Annotated in this window: 15 protein-coding genes; 3 read left to right on the top strand and 12 right to left on the bottom strand. The window is 62.2% G+C overall.

All coding sequences use genetic code 11. The features are described from left to right. Window positions 1-186: 186 nt before the first annotated feature. Genes KGA96_RS16950 through KGA96_RS16940 form a run of 3 tightly spaced genes read right to left on the bottom strand, consistent with a single transcriptional unit; the run spans window position 187 to window position 4,972 of the window. Window positions 187-1,755, bottom strand: a complete 1,569-nt coding sequence (locus tag KGA96_RS16950) for an FGGY-family carbohydrate kinase (RefSeq protein WP_223513771.1) — start codon at window positions 1,753-1,755, stop codon at window positions 187-189. A gap of 20 nt (window positions 1,756-1,775) precedes the next feature. Then, window positions 1,776-3,371 (bottom strand): glycerol-3-phosphate dehydrogenase/oxidase, encoded by a 1,596-nt coding sequence (locus KGA96_RS16945; RefSeq protein WP_046038640.1) that lies wholly within the window; start codon window positions 3,369-3,371, stop codon window positions 1,776-1,778. 5 nt (window positions 3,372-3,376) lie between these two features. Beyond that, a complete protein-coding gene (locus KGA96_RS16940) occupies window positions 3,377-4,972 on the bottom strand; it encodes an FAD-binding oxidoreductase (RefSeq protein ID WP_046038639.1) in 1,596 nt (531 codons plus the stop codon). A gap of 210 nt (window positions 4,973-5,182) precedes the next feature. Here KGA96_RS16940 and KGA96_RS16935 point away from each other — a divergent pair, with 210 nt between their 5' ends. After that, the gene (locus KGA96_RS16935; RefSeq protein WP_046038637.1) at window positions 5,183-6,211 is read left to right on the top strand and encodes an AraC family transcriptional regulator; all 1,029 of its coding nucleotides are present in this window, start codon (window positions 5,183-5,185) and stop codon (window positions 6,209-6,211) included. 26 nt (window positions 6,212-6,237) lie between these two features. Here KGA96_RS16935 and KGA96_RS16930 read toward each other — a convergent pair whose 3' ends face one another. The 8 genes from KGA96_RS16930 to KGA96_RS16895 form a co-directional block, all read right to left on the bottom strand. Further along, a complete protein-coding gene (locus KGA96_RS16930) occupies window positions 6,238-6,606 on the bottom strand; it encodes a glyoxalase superfamily protein (RefSeq protein WP_007994548.1) in 369 nt (122 codons plus the stop codon). A gap of 118 nt (window positions 6,607-6,724) precedes the next feature. Further along, on the bottom strand, window positions 6,725-8,182 hold the full coding sequence (locus KGA96_RS16925; protein ID WP_223513768.1) for an N-acyl-D-amino-acid deacylase family protein: 1,458 nt from the start codon (window positions 8,180-8,182) through the stop codon (window positions 6,725-6,727). 1 nt (window position 8,183) lies between these two features. Then, window positions 8,184-9,044, bottom strand: a complete 861-nt coding sequence (locus KGA96_RS16920; RefSeq protein ID WP_046038631.1) for a MurR/RpiR family transcriptional regulator — start codon at window positions 9,042-9,044, stop codon at window positions 8,184-8,186. Window positions 9,045-9,058: 14 nt separating this feature from the next. Beyond that, the gene (locus KGA96_RS16915) at window positions 9,059-10,408 is read right to left on the bottom strand and encodes a GntP family permease (RefSeq protein ID WP_046038629.1); all 1,350 of its coding nucleotides are present in this window, start codon (window positions 10,406-10,408) and stop codon (window positions 9,059-9,061) included. A gap of 185 nt (window positions 10,409-10,593) precedes the next feature. Continuing rightward, entirely contained in the window at window positions 10,594-12,039 is a 1,446-nt protein-coding gene (locus KGA96_RS16910; protein ID WP_223465709.1) for a SulP family inorganic anion transporter, read from the bottom strand. A 201-nt stretch (window positions 12,040-12,240) separates the two neighbouring features. Then, on the bottom strand, window positions 12,241-13,134 hold the full coding sequence (locus KGA96_RS16905; RefSeq protein ID WP_223465710.1) for an NAD-dependent epimerase/dehydratase family protein: 894 nt from the start codon (window positions 13,132-13,134) through the stop codon (window positions 12,241-12,243). A 103-nt stretch (window positions 13,135-13,237) separates the two neighbouring features. Beyond that, a complete protein-coding gene (locus tag KGA96_RS16900) occupies window positions 13,238-14,149 on the bottom strand; it encodes a LysR family transcriptional regulator (protein ID WP_223513766.1) in 912 nt (303 codons plus the stop codon). A 228-nt stretch (window positions 14,150-14,377) separates the two neighbouring features. Then, window positions 14,378-14,968 (bottom strand): NAD(P)H-dependent oxidoreductase, encoded by a 591-nt coding sequence (locus KGA96_RS16895; RefSeq protein ID WP_223465712.1) that lies wholly within the window; start codon window positions 14,966-14,968, stop codon window positions 14,378-14,380. Window positions 14,969-15,130: 162 nt separating this feature from the next. On the opposite strand from KGA96_RS16895, the gene KGA96_RS16890 reads away from it, so the two are divergent. Further along, complete coding sequence (locus KGA96_RS16890; protein WP_223465714.1) at window positions 15,131-15,445, top strand: putative quinol monooxygenase; 315 nt, start codon at window positions 15,131-15,133, stop codon at window positions 15,443-15,445. On the opposite strand, the gene KGA96_RS16885 is transcribed toward KGA96_RS16890, so the two are convergent. Further along, window positions 15,435-16,199 (bottom strand): sulfite exporter TauE/SafE family protein, encoded by a 765-nt coding sequence (locus KGA96_RS16885; RefSeq protein ID WP_223465716.1) that lies wholly within the window; start codon window positions 16,197-16,199, stop codon window positions 15,435-15,437. The genes KGA96_RS16890 and KGA96_RS16885 overlap by 11 nt on opposite strands. A gap of 128 nt (window positions 16,200-16,327) precedes the next feature. Here KGA96_RS16885 and KGA96_RS16880 point away from each other — a divergent pair, with 128 nt between their 5' ends. Next, entirely contained in the window at window positions 16,328-17,206 is an 879-nt protein-coding gene (locus tag KGA96_RS16880; protein ID WP_046038618.1) for a LysR family transcriptional regulator, read from the top strand. Window positions 17,207-17,291 lie beyond the last annotated feature (85 nt).

Raw genomic sequence — 17,291 nt, 5'->3', positions numbered from 1 at the left:
CCCCTGACACTGTCCAATCTCACCAGAAAAGTTCTCCGATAGCGCCACATGAGGTGGCGTGAAAACACCACCGGACATTGTAGGAGTGAGCCTGCTCGCGATGGCGGTGTGTCAGCCAACAGTTACTTTGACTGACACACCGCCATCGCGAGCAGGCTCGCTCCTACAGGGATCTACGGTGTTATTTCAGGCGGGGTAACCAGTGATTTTGCGGATGCTCTGGTACAACGGCTTGAGCTGTCGATACATGCGCAGGTAGACCTCTTTGTACAGTCGCTCATAGATCTGCTGCGCTTCGGGTTGCGGCATGAATACCGCACCGACCCGCGTCATGGAGGCCATCGCCGTGGGGAAATCCGCGTGCAGCCCCAACCCCACCGCGCAGCAAATGGCCGCGCCCAGGCCGGACGCTTCGTAGACATGCGGGCGCTCGGCCGGCAGGCCGAAAATGTTCGCCGTGAGTTGCATCGCGGCATCACTCTGGGAGCCGCCACCGGCGACGCGCAAGCGCGTGATGGAGACCCTCGAACGTTTCTCGATCTTCTCCATGCCCTGACGCAGGGCATACGCCAGACCTTCGAGGATCGCCCGGTAAATATGCGCGCGGGTATGCACGTCGCCGAAGCCGATCATCGCGCCCTTGGCTTCCACACCCGGCTCGCGGATGCCGGGCGACCAGTAGGGTTGCAGCATCAACCCCATGGAACCCGGCGGCACCGCGTCGACCAGCGCATCGAAGAGTTGCTCGGGCTCCACGCCCTGGGCTTTGGCCTGCTGCATTTCCCGCAGGCCGAACTCGTTCTTGAACCAGCTGACCATCCAGTAGCCGCGATAAATCATCACCTCGCAGTTGAATTGATCCGGCACCGCGGACGGGTAAGGTGGAATCAACGGGACGATTTCCAGGTAGCGCGACCGGGTGCTGGTGATCGTCGCCGTGGTGCCGTAGGAAAGGCACACGGTGCCTGGGTCGACGACGCCGGAGCCCACGACTTCGCAGGCCTTGTCGGCACCTGCGGCGATCAGCGGCAGCCCCTCGGGAATGCCGGTGTGGCGGCTGGCCTCGGCGCTGATGTAGCCCAGGGTTTCACCGGGCTTGTGAAGGTTCGGCAGTTGCTCTGGACGCACCGCCAGCGCCTGCCATTTCCAATCGGTGGGGGCGGCCCATTTCAGGCGTTTGAAGTCGAACGGCAGGTAACCGACGCAACAGCCCACCGAATCGACAAAGCGCCCGCAAAGACGATGGGTGAGAAACCCCGAGAGCAGCAGAAATTTGTCGGTCGCCGCCCAGACGTCAGGCTGATTGCGGGCGATCCAGTTGGCCTCGGCCTGGGCGCGAAAGTAGTCCACCGTGGCTTGCGCGCCGACCAGTTTGAACAGCCAGCCCCACGGTCCCTTGATGCCGCCTTTGACTTCGGCCTGGCGTTGATCGAGCCACAGGATCGCCGGGCGCAGTGCCTTGCCCTGGGCATCGACGTTGATCACGGTGCCGCGCTGGGTGGTCAGGGATACACCGGCAATCTGTGAACGATCGATGCCGGTTTGTTGCCACAACTGCTGGCAGGCCTCACCCAGTTTTGCCCAGTAATACTCCGGGTCCTGCTCGGCCCAGCCAGGTTGAGTCGAGTAATAGGCCTGCAACTCGACCTTGCCTTTGCCCAGCAGATTGCCCTGCAGGTCGAAGAGCAGCGCGCGCACGCTCTGGGTGCCGTTGTCGATGGCCAACAGGTAACGCTTGTTCGGGTGGTTATCCATGGAGCTCTCTTCAATGGGCATCAATGCGCGGCATCCGGCAAACCATGATGGCGTTGCCACAACGCCCGATAACGCTGTAATTCCTGCTGCCAATGCTCATCGTCCCAGCCCAGTCGCGGTTGGCAGAGTTGGCGAATGGCAGCGAAATAATCCTCACCACCGCGCGGCAGCAACAGGCCCAGACGGGTTCGGCGCAGCAGTAGGTCATCCAGGTGCAGGACCATTTCCCCATCGCAGGCAACGGCCAGCTCCGCCCACAAGGTGTCTGTGCCGCCGACGGTGTCGTGGCCCAGTTCGGTGATCAGTTGCGCCAGCCTCGGCAGGTCACGGCCATGCCGCCCGGCCAGGCGTCGCCACCGGCTGACGCTGAGCCCAGGGATCGCCTGCGGCGGCACGACGGCAAACACCGGCGCGGCGTCATCAACGAATGGACGGTCGAGCATGCTCGCGCAGGCCTTGAGCACTTCGATGGCCTGCGGGCGAAAGGTGGTCAGCTTACCGCCGGCCAGGGTCACGCAACCAGGCTCCTGCCACAGCACATGCTCACGGGTTTCATTCGACGGTTTGTCTTGTCGCTCACCCGCCGCACCGCCCACCACCGGGCGTACTCCCGACCAGGTCGACAGCACATCGGCAGCGACCACCTCGGCCTGGGGAAACTGTTGGCTGCAGGCCGCCAGCAGATAGTCGAGTTCATCAACGCTGATGCTCGCGCTCTGGTCCAGATCGCCGTGATGATCGAGGTCCGTGGTGCCGACTACCGTGGCGCCCTCCCAAGGGAAAACGAACACCGGTCGACGGTCACGCTCGTGCAGGAAGGTGAAGGCTTGCGCCACTGGCAGGCGCCAGCCCGGCAACAACAGATGACTGCCACGCAACGGGCGCAACTGGCGAGGAGCGTCGGGCAGGCGCAAGCGCTCGGCCCACGCGCCGGTGGCCACGGCCAGCACTCCGCAACGCAATGTCAGTGATCCGCCGCCCTCGCAGTCTTCGACCTGAACCCCACAAACGCGCCCCTCTTCACGCAGCAATTGCTGCACGCGCACGCCGTTGAGCACCACGGCGCCGTCGGCACGGGCCTCGCCCAATACGCGCATCACCAGACGGGCATCATCCGTCAGCGCATCGACAAAACAGGTGCCGCCCAGCAGGTCATCTTCCTTCACCCCAGGTGCCAGATAACGCAGTTGTTGCGCGTCATGGAAGCGATGGCTGCGCCGTCCGGCCAAGGCGTCATAGATGGACAGCAAACCACCCAGCACCCGTGGCCCGGGAAAACCGCCACGGTAATGCGGCATCATGAAACTCATCGGCTCCACCAGCCCCGGCGCTTCGTCAAGCAGGCGCTGGCGTTCGCGCACCGAGTCGCGGGTCAGGCGCCACTGGCCCTTGGCGATGTAACGCAAGCCGCCATGGACCATTTTCGAGGAGCGACTGGAAGTGCCCCAGGCGAAATCGCGCTGCTCCAGCAGCAGGCAGCGCCAGCCACGGCGCGCGGCTTCGCGCAGGATACCGGCACCGCTGATGCCGCCGCCGATGACGATCAGGTCCCAGGTTTCATCCGCCAGCGTCGGCAGCACCTGCTGTCGCCACGCCGCGTTCCAGTCCAGGCTCATGGCCGTCACTCCTGCAACAGCGTGCCAGGGTTCAGTCGCCCGGCCGGATCAAAATGCCGACTCAGTGCCTGCAGGGTGTCCATCGCCAGCGCGCCCTTCTCACGCCGCAGGTACGGCGCGTGATCCTTGCCCACGCCATGCTGGTGACTGATGGTGCCATGGTTGTCGACGATGGTCTGGCTGGCCGCCTGCTTGAGTGCCTGCCAGCGCGCCAGGGTGGCGGGGTAGTCCGCCGCCGGGCGAAACACATAGGTGGTGTAGATGCTCGATCCTTCACCGTAGACATGGGAAAGGTGGGTGAAGACATGCACCCGCTCGCCTTCGGCAGCCAGGGCGTCGCGCAGGCTGTTTTCGATCAGCGTGAGCAGGTTGTCGACGTTGCTCCAGTCAGTGGCCGTTTCCAGGGTGTCCACCACGTAACCGGCGTTCCACAGGTTTTCGCGCAGGTAGGGAAAACGAAAACGGTTCTGCGCCCACTTTTTGCCGAGCAAGGTGCCGGTAAACACCCCGCCGAACGCCTTGAGGTGCTGCCGGGCCTGACGCAGAGACAGCGCATTTTGCCGACGATTGCCGGTCACGCCGAACGTCAGCAGGCATTTGCCCGCACCGGCGCCGCGCAGGGCCAGATACTTTTCCAGCCAGGCGATCTGCTGCGGGTGACCGGCCAACGCCAGCTGCGTTTCGGTTTCCACCGCGTTGGACAGGCGCAGCATCGACAGCGGCACGCGCGCCTGGGCCAACTGGCGGATGGCTTGCAGCGCCTTGGGCCAATCGGGCAGAAACACCCCATAGAAACGTTCATCGGCAGGCAGTGCGCTGACCCGCACCTTCACCTCGGAAATGATCCCGAAACGCCCCTCACAGCCCAACACCACTTCCCGCAGATCGGGCCCGGCCGCCGAGGCCGGAAAGGATGGAATTTCCAAAGGCCCGGCAAAGGTTTCCAGGGTCCCGCCGGCGAACAGTTGCTCGATCCGCCCATAGCGCAGCGACTGTTGGCCACTGGAGCGGCTGGCGACCCAACCGCCCAGGGTCGACAGCTCCCACGACTGCGGGAAATGCCCCAGGGTGTAACCACGGGCGCGCAACTGACTTTCCACTTGCGGTCCACTGGTGCCGGGGCCGAAGGTCGCCAGCAGGCTCTCTTCGTCGAGGTCCAGCAGGCGATTCATGCGGGCCAGGGAAACCGTCACCACCGGCCGCGCGGAACTCGGCGGGTTGATGTGACCAGCCACCGAGGTGCCGCCGCCATAAGGAATCAGGCACAGGTCCTGTTCATGGGCGAGCAGCAGTAACTTGCGAATCTGCTCAGCGGTCTCGGGATAGGCCACGGCGTCGGGATAATTCCCCAACGCGCCTTCACGCAACGCCAGCCAGTCCGGCAGGCTCTGGCCCCGCGCATGCAGCAAACGATCATGGGCATCCACGCTGTACAAATAGTGTTGCTGCAACCGCGACGGGGGCACACGGGCCAAAGCCGTCTCAAGCGTCGCGTCGGGCAGCGCTCGGCCGTCCCCCACCCGCCGGGCGAGAAAACTCGCGCCCTGGGCCGGCAGTTCGACCACCGTGGTTGCATCTCCCCAGCCGTTCCAGCGTCGCATGCGTGTGTCCTTTTGCGGTTCTGATCAGTGATATTTCAGGCCCCCATACTAGTCAGCCGTCCGAAAGTGTCACGGTCGCATCCGGCCAGTTCGAGTAGCCAATTGAGTCAAACGTCGCGCAGGCGTCAGCCATTTACTTTAGTCGTGGTTTCAAATTACCTTTCAAGGCATTCATCCGCGCACGCGGGCCTTGATCAAAGGAATACGATCATGCAATCCCTGGGCTTCACTTCAGTTCCGCCACTGCTCAAATACCTGCGTCATGCCGAACAACTGGGCATGGCCATCGAGCCTGCGTTGGCGGCTGCCGGGTTGCAGGCACAGCAGTTGAGTGACAACAGCCTACGGTTGCCGGGTGAAGCCCATGAACGGCTGCTCGACTATTTCTGCGAACACTCGGGCGATGCGTTGTTCGGTCTCAACGCCGCGCGTTTTGTGTTGCCCAACTCCTGGAGCGTGCTCGGTTACATCACCATGAACTGCGCGACACTGGGCGACGCCATGAGCCGCATCATGCCGTTCGAGAAGCTGGTGGGAGACATGGGCGTCAGCCGCGCCGAGGTGCAAGGCAGCGAGGTGCACCTGATCTGGACATGCCGCCATCAGCGCCCGCGAATTCGCCGACACCTGGTGGAAAACGTGCTCGGTTCCTGGCTGCAATACGCGCGCTGGATCGCCGACACGCAAATGTCGCCGGCCGCCGTCTGGCTGGAACATGCCCGTCCGGCCGACACGACGCTGGCAGAGTACGAGCAGTTCTTCGACTGCCCGGTACTGTTCAATCAGCCTTATTCGGCGCTGATTGTCCCGTTGCCGTATTTGCAGTTGCCATTGCGCCAGGCCGATGCGCAATTGCTGCGCACGCTGGAAGAACATGCCCAGGGATTGATGGCCACACTGGAGGACGCGTCGCTGGAACAGCGGGTCAAAAGCATCCTGCGAAAGTTGCTCAAGGAAGGTCTGCCACGCAAGGAGCAGGTGGCAGAGCATCTCGCGGTGTCAGTGCGCACGCTGCAACGCCAGCTGCATCTGGCCGGTACGTCGTACCAGCAGATCCTCGATGACCTGCGCCAGGAACTGGCCGAGCATTACCTGCTCAACAGCACCCTGCCGATTCAGGACATCGCCCAGTACCTGGGTTTCACCGAACCCCGCTCGTTTCACCGCACGTTCAAAAGCCGGCGCGGGATGCCGCCGGGTGAGTTTCGCCAAACCCACCGGGTGCCGAACGAAGGGTAAAGACTTAAGCCTGAGGGGCTGAAGGCTCAGAGGCTGATCGCGTTAGTGAACACCAAGCGATTGCCGAACGGGTCGGCGATGGTCATGTCCTGGCTGCCCCAGGGCATGGCCTGAATCTGCGGATGGGAAAACCTGTATTCCTTGGCCAACAGTTGCTGCTGAAACTTCTCTAGCTCATCCGTCTCGATCCGCAGGGCAGAACCCGGTGTGCTGTCGCCATGGTGTTCGGACAGGTGCAGCACGCATTCGCCACGGGAGATTTGCAGGTACAGCGGGAAATTCGCTTCGAATCGATGTTGCCAGTCGATCTTGAAACCGAGGAAGTCGACGTAGAACTCCACTGCCTTGGCTTCGTCGAAAATACGCAGGATCGGAGTGGTTTTGCCGAAGCTCATCGAGTTGCTCCCAGACGGTGAAAGCCCGTGGTGTAGCCGGGCCTGATGTCAGCAATTCGGCGCGGAAATGCCAATCTTTAGTCTCAAAATGCCACCACTGTGACGCAGTCCTCGAAACTCACTGAAAACCCGTGCGCAAATCCCCTTCCCGGGCCAGGAACCGCCCTTCCCTGCGCCCGTTGGCCTGGCCATCGCGGTAGCTCAACACACCGTTGACCCATACCCCCTCGATGCCTTGTGCCGCCCGCTGCGGATCGTTGAAATCGGCGACATCCCGGATGGTCGCCGGATCGAACAACACCAGGTCGGCCCAATGGCCTTCGCGGATCTCACCGCGCTCCTTCAAACCGAAACGTGCCGCCGACAGCCCGGTCATTTTGTGCACGGCGGTGTGCAGCGGGAACAGTCCTACATCACGGCTGAAATGTCCGAGCACCCGAGGGAATGCGCCCCACAAGCGTGGGTGCGGGAACGGGTCTTCCGGCAAGCCGTCGGAGCCGACCATTGACAGCGGGTGCGCGAGGATTCTGCGAACATCCGCCTCATCCATTCCGTAGTACACCGCACCGGCCGGTTGCAGTTGGCGAGCGGCCTCCAGCAACGGCACATTCCATTCAGCGGCGATGTCCATCAGGTCGCGGCCGCCCATTTCCGGGTGCGGGGTCGACCAGGTGATGGTGATGCGGTGGGCATCGGTCACCTGCTTCAAATCCAGCGTCGAAGAACTCGCTGCATACGGATAACAATCGCAACCGACCGGGTGGGTTTTCGCCGCTTCTTCGAGGGATGCCAGCAGTTGCGGACTACGCCCCCAGTTACCGGCGCCGGCACATTTGAGGTGGGAAATGATCACCGGGCTTTGCGCATGGCGACCGATCTGGAACGCCTCGTCCATGGCCTCCAGCACCGGTTCGAATTCGCTGCGCAAATGGGTGGTGTAGACCGCTCCGAACGCGGTCAACTCTTCGGTCAGTTGCATCACTTCATCGGTGGATGCCGAGAAGGCACTGGCATAGGCAAGGCCGGTGGACAGGCCCAAGGCGCCGGCCTCCAGGCTCTCGCGCAATTGCTCGCGCATCGCACTGATTTCTTCCGCCGTGGCGGTGCGAAACAGGTCGTCCAGATGATTGCTGCGCAACGCCGTATGGCCGACCAATGCCGCGACGTTCAGCGTGGTGTTCGCCGCTTCGACCGCCGCACGGTAGTCGCGGAAGGTCGGATAAACGAACGCAGCGGCCGTGCCCAACAGGTTCATCGGGTCCGGCGGATCGCCGCGCAAACTCACTGGTGACGCGCTGATCCCGCAGTTGCCGACGATGACCGTGGTCACGCCCTGGCTGAGCTTGGGCAGCATCTGCGGCTGACGGATCACCACGGTGTCGTCATGGGTGTGCACGTCGATGAAACCCGGCGCCAGCACATGGCCCTGCGCGTCGACTTCTTCGCTGGCACGGGCATCGCGCAAGTCGCCGATACGCTCGATGCGCCCGTTGAGAATGGCCACGTCGGCGGGGTAACCGGGGCTGTTGCTGCCGTCGATGATCAGGGCGTTGCGAATCAGCGTGTCGTACTGCATGTCAGTCTCCCAGCGGCAAGTGATCGTCGCCGCCGCGGTATTCGTCGAGGGCGAGTTTGATCCGCCGCAGACGTTCTTGATTGTCTTCAGGATTGGCCAGGGCCAGCTCGGTGGCGAGCACGTCGATGGCCAGCAGCATGCCGTAGCGCGCTGCCGTGGGTTTGTAGATGAACGAGGTTTCGGCGCTTTGCAGGGGCAGGACGATGTCGGCCAGTTGCGCCAGCGGAGAATCGGCCCGGGTGATGGCCAGAATGCGTGCGCCGTAGTTGCGCGCCAGTTCCACCGTTTCAATCAGCTCCGGGGTGATCCCGGTCAGCGAGCAGACAATTACCACGTGTTCGGCGCTGAGGCTGGCGGCTGTGACGCGCATCATCACCGCATCGTGGCATACCGCAATCGGATAGCCGAGGCGCACTAGGCGCACTTGCAGTTCATCGCTGCACAGGGTCGAGCAGCCGCCCATGCCGAAAGCGTGAATCATCCGCGCCTTGCCCAGCAGTTTCACCGCATCGGCGAAACGCGACTCATCGAACGCTGCCAGGTGCTGGCGCAAGGTCGACTCGATATCGCCCACGATCTGCCCGTAGAACGCCGACTGCTCGGGCGTGCCCGCCGGGTCGAGAAACCGGCTGCCGACGCCGCTGGCCTGGGCCAGTTGCAGGCGCAGGTCACGCAGGTCCTTACAGCCGACCGTGCGGGCGAAGCGCGACAGCGTGGCGCTGCTGACCTCCGCCCGCAGCGCCAGCTCATCGAGGCTGGCGGAGGCGGCAAATCCTACGTCGTCGAGCATCAGGCGGGCGATGCGTCCTTCACCGGCGCTGAAGGAGTCCTGACGGGCGCGGATCTGGTAGAGGATGTCCATGCAAGTGGCTCCGGCTAAATCAGGTAAGAAAGGCCAACGGTAAGGCCGAAGGCAATGACCGAGATCAACGTCTCGAGCACGGTCCAGGTCTTGAAGGTTTGGGTAACGGTCATGTTGAAGTATTCCTTGATCAACCAGAAACCGCCGTCGTTAACGTGGGAAAAGATAACCGACCCGGCGCCAGTCGCCAGCACCAGCAGCTCCGGATGGGGATAACCCAGACCAATGGCCACTGGCGCGACCACGCCTGAAGCGGTGGTCATGGCCACAGTGGCAGAACCGGTGGCAATGCGCATCAACGCGGCAAACAGCCAGCCCATCAACAGCGGCGACAAATGAAACTCGTGGGCCAGGCCGACGATCTGGTCGGTGACGCCGGCGTCCACCAGAATCCGGTTCAAGCCACCACCGGCGCCCACCAGCAGTGTGATGCTCGCGGTCGGCGCCAGGCATTCGTTGGTGAACTTGAGGATCGATTCGCGGTTGAAGCCCTGGGCCAGGCCGAGGGTCCAGAAACTCAACAATGTGGCCAGCAACAGCGCGATCACTGAGTTACCGATGAACAGCAGGAACTGGTTGAAACCTGTGCCCGGTGTTGAAATCAGGTTGGCCCAGCCGCCGATCAGCATCAGCACCACCGGCAACAGGATGGTCGCCATGGTGATACCGAAACCCGGCAGGCTGTCGCGCGGTTCACGCTCAAGAAACTGTCGTTCCAGCGGGTTTTCCGCCGGCAGCTGAATGCGCGGCACAATGAATTTGGCGTACAGGGGACCTGCGATGATCGCGGTCGGAATGCCGATCAGGATCGCGTACATCAAGGTCTGCCCCACCGACGCCTGATACACCTGCACCGCCAGCATCGCCGCCGGGTGCGGCGGTACCAGCGCATGCACCACCGAAAGCCCGGCGACCATCGGCAAGCCGACCATCAGGATCGATACGCCCACGCGCCGCGCCACGGTAAAGGCAATCGGCACCAGCAAGACGAAACCGACTTCGAAGAACAGCGGCAGCCCCACCAGAAACGCGATGCACACCATCGCCCAATGCGCGTTCTTCTCGCCGAAACGGTCGATCAAGGTCCGCGCCACCTGCTCGGCGCCACCGGACTCGGCCATCATCTTGCCGAGCATGGTGCCCAGCGCCACCACCAGTGCGATATGCCCCAGGGTCTTGCCGACACCCGCTTCGTACGCCCCCACCACACCGGACGGCGGCATGCCCGCCACCAGCGCCAGGCCGATGGAAATCAGGGTGATGACAATGAACGGGTTGAGCCGGTAACGGGCGATCAGAACGATCAGCGCGATGATGGCAACAGCGGCATACACCAGCAGCCAATAGCCGAAGGACAGGGTCATGCGGTACTCCTCGAGAGGGTCACGTCGAAATATTTGTGAAACTCTTAAAACATTTCGGCAGGTGATTTTCAAACGAGGTGAAAGTAATTTTCGTGCAGAGGTAAGGGGTGTCGTGCAGAGGTATGAGTTGTCGCAAATAATGAAAATATGGCAGGCGGATTTTCATCGCGCCTGCCTGTTTGATTTCAGTCGTGCTGCATCCGGGCGCGCTTGAGCAATTTCTTGCAACGCTCGGACAAATGCAGCACCCGCAAGTGCTTGCCAGCCTTGGTGTAGCGCTCGCGCAAGGTGCCCAGCGCGGCGATGGCCGAGTAGTCGACAAAACTCAGGTGCTGGCAATCAAGTGTCACTTGCGCCGGGTCATTGGCCGGATCGAACTGATTGAGAAAGGGTGTGGTCGAGGCGAAGAACAGCGTGCCATGCACCCGGTACAGCTTGCTGCCGTCAGTCTCCAGATGACTGTCGGCGTACAACTGCCGAGCCTGCTGCCAGGCGAAATTGAGCGCCGCAATGATGATTCCGCAGAGCACTGCCATTGCCAGGTCGGTGAGCACGGTAATCACGGTCACCGCGATGATCACCAGCACGTCGTTCAACGGCACCTTGTTCAGCACCCGCAACGAGGCCCAGGCGAAGGTCTGTTGCGACACCACGAACATCACCCCCACCAGCGCGGCCAGTGGAATGCGCTCGATCAGCGGCGACAGAAACAGGATGAACAACAGGATCGACACCCCGGCCACCACCCCGGACAAACGCCCGCGCCCGCCGGAACTGAGGTTGATCACGGTCTGGCCGATCATCGCGCAACCGCCCATGCCGCCGAACGCACCGGACACGATGTTCGCCGCCCCCAGCGCCACGCACTCGCGATCCGGATAGCCACGGCTCTCGGTGATTTCATCGGTGAGATTCAGGGTCAGCAGGGTTTCCAGCAAGCCGACCATAGCCATCAGGATCGCATAGGGCGCGATGATGCGCAGGGTGTCCAGGTTCCACGCAATGTCCGGCAGCGCCAGCGTCGGCAAGCCACCGGCGATGTGCGCCATGTCGCCCAGGGTGCGGGTCGGCAGGCCCAGCGAATACACCGCCAGGCCCACGCCGAGAATCGCCACCAGCGCCGGCGGCACCGTGCGGGTCAGGCGCGGCAGCACGTAGACAACCGTCATGGTTACCGCAACCAGCCCGATCATCATGTACAGCGGCGTACCGCTCAACCAGGCTTCACCGCTCTTGAAGTGTTCCAGTTGCGCCAGGGCAATGATGATCGCCAGGCCGTTGACGAAGCCGAGCATCACCGGGTGCGGGACCATGCGCACCAGTTTGCCGAGCTTGAGCAGCCCGAACGCCATCATGATCAACCCGCCCATCAACACCGTGGCCAGTAGATACTGCACGCCGTGTTGCACCACCAGCGCGACGATCACCACGGCCATCGAGCCGGCCGCACCGGACACCATGCCCGGTCGTCCGCCGAACAGCGCGGTCAGGGTGCAGATGATGAACGCGCCATAGAGCCCCATCAGCGGATTGAGATGAGCCACCAGCGCGAAAGCGATGCACTCGGGCAACAGGGCGAAGGACGTGGTAAGCCCGGCCAGGACATCGGCGCGTAGACGTTTTGCTTTCATGGGGGATCGCACACAGGGAGAGACGAAAAAGAGTGTGCGGATGTTACGGAATCGGGGGCAGCGCGGCCAGCAGATGGGCCAGTGGAAACGCAATCGCGAGCAGGCTCACTCCTACATTTAACCGCGTTCCATCAGAAGGAATGCAATCAAATGTAGGAGTGAGCCTGCCCGCGATGAACGATGACGCGGTCTATCGCGAACTCAAACCATCTCGTCGTGAATCCACTCCACTACCGACGTGCGCTTCGGCACCCAACCCAGCAATTCCCGCGCATGCTTGCCGCGCACCCGACTGTTGGAGCCCAAACCATAGTTGGCCATTTCATAGCCCCACTCGGTTTCCGCATCCTTGAGCGCCCAGTCCTGCGGCTCGCCCAGGTTCAGCGCCTGGGCCATGGCCGTGGTCATGTCGATGAACGACGCTTCACCGCTTTCGACGAAGTAGAAGGTGCCCGGTACGTTTTCAGTCAGCGCCAGCAGATACAGCGCCACCACGTCCTCGATGTGCACATTGGACCAGATGTTCTGGCCCGGGCCGACATGGCGCACCACACCGCTTTTGCGCGCCTGTTTGAGCAGGCGCGGTAGCTGCACGCTGTCACGATGGACGCCCAGGCTGTGGCCGTAGATCAGCGTGTTACAGATCACTGCCGAGTTCACCCCGTCCATGGCCGCCGCCAGGATCAGGTTGTCGATGGCCACGCGCGCCGCCTTGTCGACTGTCGGTTTCGGCAGGTTGTCTTCGAAGTAGATGACATCACTGGATTTACCGCCCGGGGCATCACCGACGATGCTCGAACCGCTGGTGTGCAGGAACACTTTGCCAGCACCGCGCAAGGCATCGAGCAAGGCTTCCACCGCGCCACGATGATCGCTGCTGGCGGCGTTGATCACAGCGTCCGCAGCAAGCGCCTGATCGGCCAACAGGGCGCAGTCGTCCAGCGTACCGATTACCGGGGTGATGCCCAGTGCACGCAGTTCATCGGCTTGTTCGGCGCTGCGCACCAGACCAGTGACGTTGTGGCCGGCCTGGACCAGGCCCGTGGCGATGGAACCGCCGATAAAACCGGCGGCACCGGTAACGAATACGTTCATGGAGCAACTCCCTGCGTGGATAAGTGATGCAAGGAGTATCAAGGAGCGATCACTGCCGAAAAATGCCCTCTGACCCAATTCACTTTTGCGCAGGAATCACGAATCAGCCCTTGAAATCTGCGCTCGCATAATCGGCCAGCTTGCCCTGGATAAAGTCCAGGAAGCACTGTATCCGCAGGGCCAGTTGCGAGTTGCGGTAGTACACCGCGTTGATCGGCTGGCGATAACCGCTGTTGAACTCGGCCAGCAACACTTTCAAGCGTCCGGCACGAATGTCTTCGATGGTCATGAAATGCGACAGGCTGGCGATGCCCTGGCCGTCCAGTGCGAGATGGCGGATGGTTTCGCCGCTGGAGGCGCTGATCGATGCCTGGATCGGCCAGCGATCGCCATGCACGTAACGCAGCGGCCATTGGTTGAGGCCTTCGTTCTGGGTGAACCCCAGTAGCGTATGGTTAGCCAGGTCAGCCACGGCTTGCGGTGCGCCGTGCTTTTCCAGATACGCCGGGCTGGCGACGATGTGCAGCGGGCTGCAACCCAGGGAGCGGGCATGCAGCGTCGAGTCGGTCAGGGTGCCGATGCGGATGGCGATGTCGGTGCTCTGCTCCAGCAGGTCGATGATCAAATCGTTGCTGTTGAGTTCGAGCTGGATGTCGGGGTAGAGCCTGCGGAACTCTTCGATGTAGGGCACGATGGCGTGCAGCATGAACGGTGACGCCGCATTGATCCGCAGCCGCCCGGACGGTGTTTGCTGGCGCGAGGACAGGCGCTCTTCGAGCTCATCCATCTGATCGAGAATGCGCTTGGCGTGCTCGAAGAAGTACTTGCCCTCTTCGGTCAGGTCCATGCGCCGCGTGGTGCGATTGATCAAGGTGGTGTCGAGCTTGGCCTCCAGCCGCGAGAGCGTACGGCTGACCGCCGAAGGCGTTTGCCCCACCTGCTCGGCCGCCGCGGAAATCGACCCGCATTCAATCACGCAGACGAAAACCTGCAATTCATCGGATCTGGCTTTCACGTGTGTCCCTTATCGATAGTCCTGCGCCGGTTCTTCCAAGCTGAGAAGAACCCTTGTGGCGAGGGAGCTTGCTCCCGCTCGGCGGCGAAGCCGTCGTAAATGGTTTGACGCAGACAACTTGAACCACCGAGCAGGCTGGTTTTGGGTCCGCTTCGCGCACCAGCGGGAGCAAGCTCCCTCGCCACAAAAGCCCGAACACAGACTCAGGCTTTCGATAGTAGCTGACAGTTACGCCTTGAGACCAAACACCTCAGCCAAATGCTGCTCATAGCGCGCCACGTCGCCTTCGATGTTCGGGCGCTTCATCACGTCCACGCACAGGAACGTCGGCAAACCGGTCATGCCCAGGAACTCGTTGGCCTTGTGGAACGGGAAGTACACCGCGTCCACGCCTTTGGCCTCGAAGAAATCGCTTGGGTCGTCGAAGGCTTGCTGCGGGGCGTTCCAGGTCAGCGACAGCATGTACTGCTTGCCGTGAATCAGACCGCCGCTGCCGTACTTCTGCGATGCGTCCGAACGGGTGCGACCGTCGCTGGCATAGAGGCTGCCATGGCCCTCGGTGAAGACTTCATCGATGTACTTTTTCACGGTCCACGGTGCGCCCATCCACCAACCGGGCATCTGGTAGATGATCACGTCGGCCCAGAGGAACTTGGCCACTTCTTCGGCGACGTCGTAGCCCTCGTCGATGAAGGTGGTTTTGACATCCATGCCACCGCGATCCAGCACGCTCAACGCGGCTTCATGCAGGGTGGCGTTGTAGCGGCCGTCGGAGTGCGCAAATTTTTTGCCGCCATTGAGCAACAGGACTTTTTTCATGAGAGGTCTCGGGAAGGTCGGGAATCGGATGGCGGCAGAGTACCGATCGACCTCGCGCGGAGTAAGCGTCGATTTGGCAAAATTCATTTGACCTACAAGCACGAATCAACAGGTGATTGTTGCCTTAGACTGGCGCCAATTCTGATTTGAGGAGAGATGTAGATGAGTGAAATCCAGGGCTTCATCCTGCACGCCAAGACCCGCCCGGAAAAATCCGACGCCTTCGAAGCCTTTTTCAGCGGCTACGTGCAAGCGAGCCGAGCCGAACCCGGTTGCATCGAATACCACATGTTGCGCGACCAACAGGACCCGACCCTGTTCATCTTCTACGAGATCTGGCAATCCCGGGCCCACCTCGACGTGCACTCGAATCTGCCGCACATGAAGCAGTTCCTCGCGCAGCGTGATGAATACCTGGAACGGGACTTCGAGATCCGCGCCATCGAGATGATCAGCCCGTCGTCCGCTAACCGCTGATCAGCAAATGGCCGCCGAGCACACCCAGGCCAACGAAGAACACGCGCTTGAACCACAGGGTGCTGATCCGCTGGCGCAGCGATTGTCCCAGCCACATGCCGAGCATGGCCGGAATCAGCGCCAACAGCGATGCGCTCAACTCGCCCCCACCAAGCGCGCCACGCCATAGCAAGCCACCGGCCAGCGCGAGGGTCGAGACGGTGAACGACAGGCCCAGCGCCTGCACCAGCTCGTCCTTGCTCAAACCCAGCGCTTGCAGATAGGGCACCGCCGGAATCACGAACACGCCGGTGGCCGAAGTGATGACGCCGGTCAGCACGCCACACAATGGACCGAGCCAGCGTTCATTGCGCCGCCCCACGTGCACAGTCGGCAGGAACAACCCGCTCAGCGCATACAGCAACAATGCAGCCCCCAACCCCCGCACCACCCAATGGCCACCGCTCATGCCGATCCACAGTGTGCCTGCCCCGGTGCCGATGAAAATCGACAGCAGCATCGGCCACAACCGTTTGACCAGCCCCGACAGATGCCCGCCGAATGCCAGTTGCCAGACGTTGGTCAGGGTCGCCGGAATGATCAACAGCGCCGCAGCCTGCGTCGGCGCCATAGCCAGACCGAGCAACCCCATGGCAACGGTCGGCAGGCCGAGACCGATCACGCCCTTGATCATGCCGGCCAGCACAAAGGTGCCGATAACCAGTAGCGAAAGGGCTAACCCGAGATTCTGATAAAACGCCGAGAGTGTATTCATGGGGCCATGGTGAGCCCGCGGGGATCGATTGAAAATCTGCCATATACTGAGGCAGCCTCTCTCCACACAAGAGGCTAAATAATCGCGATGGCGTCCTTCCAGACAACACACAACTTGGGATTGTTGTAATGCACTTCGACCTGACCGACCTGCGCCTGTACCTGAACATCCTCGACACCGGCAACATCACCGCCGGCGCCGCACGCAGTCATTTGTCCCTGGCAGCGGCCAGTGCGCGAATTCGCGCCATGGAGGCGTCGCTGGGCGTCGAGTTTCTTCAGCGCAATCGTCGCGGGGTCAGCCCGACACCGGCCGGCAATGCCCTGGCCCGACACGCCCGGATCCTGCTGCAACAGGCCGAACGCCTGCAACAGGAACTGGCCGAATACGCCCAGGGCGTCAAAGGCCAGGTGCGGCTGCTGTGCAACACCACGGCAATCACCGAGTACCTGCCAGAGTTGCTCGCGGATTTCCTGCATAGCCACCCCAACCTCGACATCGACTTGCAGGAACTGCCCAGCACCCGCATCACCCACGCCTTGCGCCAAGGGGCGGCAGACCTCGGCATCGTTTCCGACGCGGTGGACACCGATGACTTGCAGACCCGAGCGTTCCGCGATGATCCGCTGGTGCTGATCATGCCCCGGGAACATCCCTTGGCACAGGCGACCTCAGTGAGCTTCACCGACACGCTGCATCACGACTACGTCAGCCTGAATGCCAACAGCGCCTTGGCGGTGTACCTGGAAGAGCAGGCACTGCACGCCGGCCTGCGCATGCAGATCCGCATCCGTGCCGATGGCTTCGATGGCGTGATGCGCATGGTCGCCCGAGGGGCGGGACTGGCGATCGTGCCCCTGGCGGCGGTCGATCGGTGGTCCAACGAACCGTCTTTCAAGAGCCTCTGCCTGCAAGAGCCCTGGGCACAGCGCAGGCTCTTGATCTGCGCCCGCGATTTCGCCGCGCTGCCCGGCTACGCCAAGGCGTTGCTGCAAGCGTTGGCCTAGCCAGAAGATTGAGCAGGGAGCGCGTTTCTGGACACCTCAGTGTCGACCACAGACAACTGATCGCGGGACAGGCGCTATAGGGTGC

Source organism: Pseudomonas sp. GL-R-26, from assembly GCF_019947365.1.
Lineage (GTDB): Bacteria > Pseudomonadota > Gammaproteobacteria > Pseudomonadales > Pseudomonadaceae > Aquipseudomonas.
The sequence above is the reverse complement of the archived record's forward strand: the minus strand, read 5'-3'. Positions and strand labels throughout refer to the sequence as shown.

Bases quoted from the DNA above. Each gene is read 5' to 3' on its own strand.
- KGA96_RS16950 (WP_223513771.1), bottom strand. From the start codon at position 1,755: ATGGATAACCACCCGAACAAGCGTTACCTGTTGGCCATCGACAACGGC.
- KGA96_RS16945 (WP_046038640.1), bottom strand. From the start codon at position 3,371: ATGAGCCTGGACTGGAACGCGGCGTGGCGACAGCAGGTGCTGCCGACG.
- KGA96_RS16940 (WP_046038639.1), bottom strand. From the start codon at position 4,972: ATGCGACGCTGGAACGGCTGGGGAGATGCAACCACGGTGGTCGAACTG.
- KGA96_RS16935 (WP_046038637.1), top strand. From the start codon at position 5,183: ATGCAATCCCTGGGCTTCACTTCAGTTCCGCCACTGCTCAAATACCTG.
- KGA96_RS16930 (WP_007994548.1), bottom strand. From the start codon at position 6,606: ATGAGCTTCGGCAAAACCACTCCGATCCTGCGTATTTTCGACGAAGCC.
- KGA96_RS16925 (WP_223513768.1), bottom strand. From the start codon at position 8,182: ATGCAGTACGACACGCTGATTCGCAACGCCCTGATCATCGACGGCAGC.
- KGA96_RS16920 (WP_046038631.1), bottom strand. From the start codon at position 9,044: ATGGACATCCTCTACCAGATCCGCGCCCGTCAGGACTCCTTCAGCGCC.
- KGA96_RS16915 (WP_046038629.1), bottom strand. From the start codon at position 10,408: ATGACCCTGTCCTTCGGCTATTGGCTGCTGGTGTATGCCGCTGTTGCC.
- KGA96_RS16910 (WP_223465709.1), bottom strand. From the start codon at position 12,039: ATGAAAGCAAAACGTCTACGCGCCGATGTCCTGGCCGGGCTTACCACG.
- KGA96_RS16905 (WP_223465710.1), bottom strand. From the start codon at position 13,134: ATGAACGTATTCGTTACCGGTGCCGCCGGTTTTATCGGCGGTTCCATC.
- KGA96_RS16895 (WP_223465712.1), bottom strand. From the start codon at position 14,968: ATGAAAAAAGTCCTGTTGCTCAATGGCGGCAAAAAATTTGCGCACTCC.
- KGA96_RS16890 (WP_223465714.1), top strand. From the start codon at position 15,131: ATGAGTGAAATCCAGGGCTTCATCCTGCACGCCAAGACCCGCCCGGAA.
- KGA96_RS16885 (WP_223465716.1), bottom strand. From the start codon at position 16,199: ATGAATACACTCTCGGCGTTTTATCAGAATCTCGGGTTAGCCCTTTCG.
- KGA96_RS16880 (WP_046038618.1), top strand. From the start codon at position 16,328: ATGCACTTCGACCTGACCGACCTGCGCCTGTACCTGAACATCCTCGAC.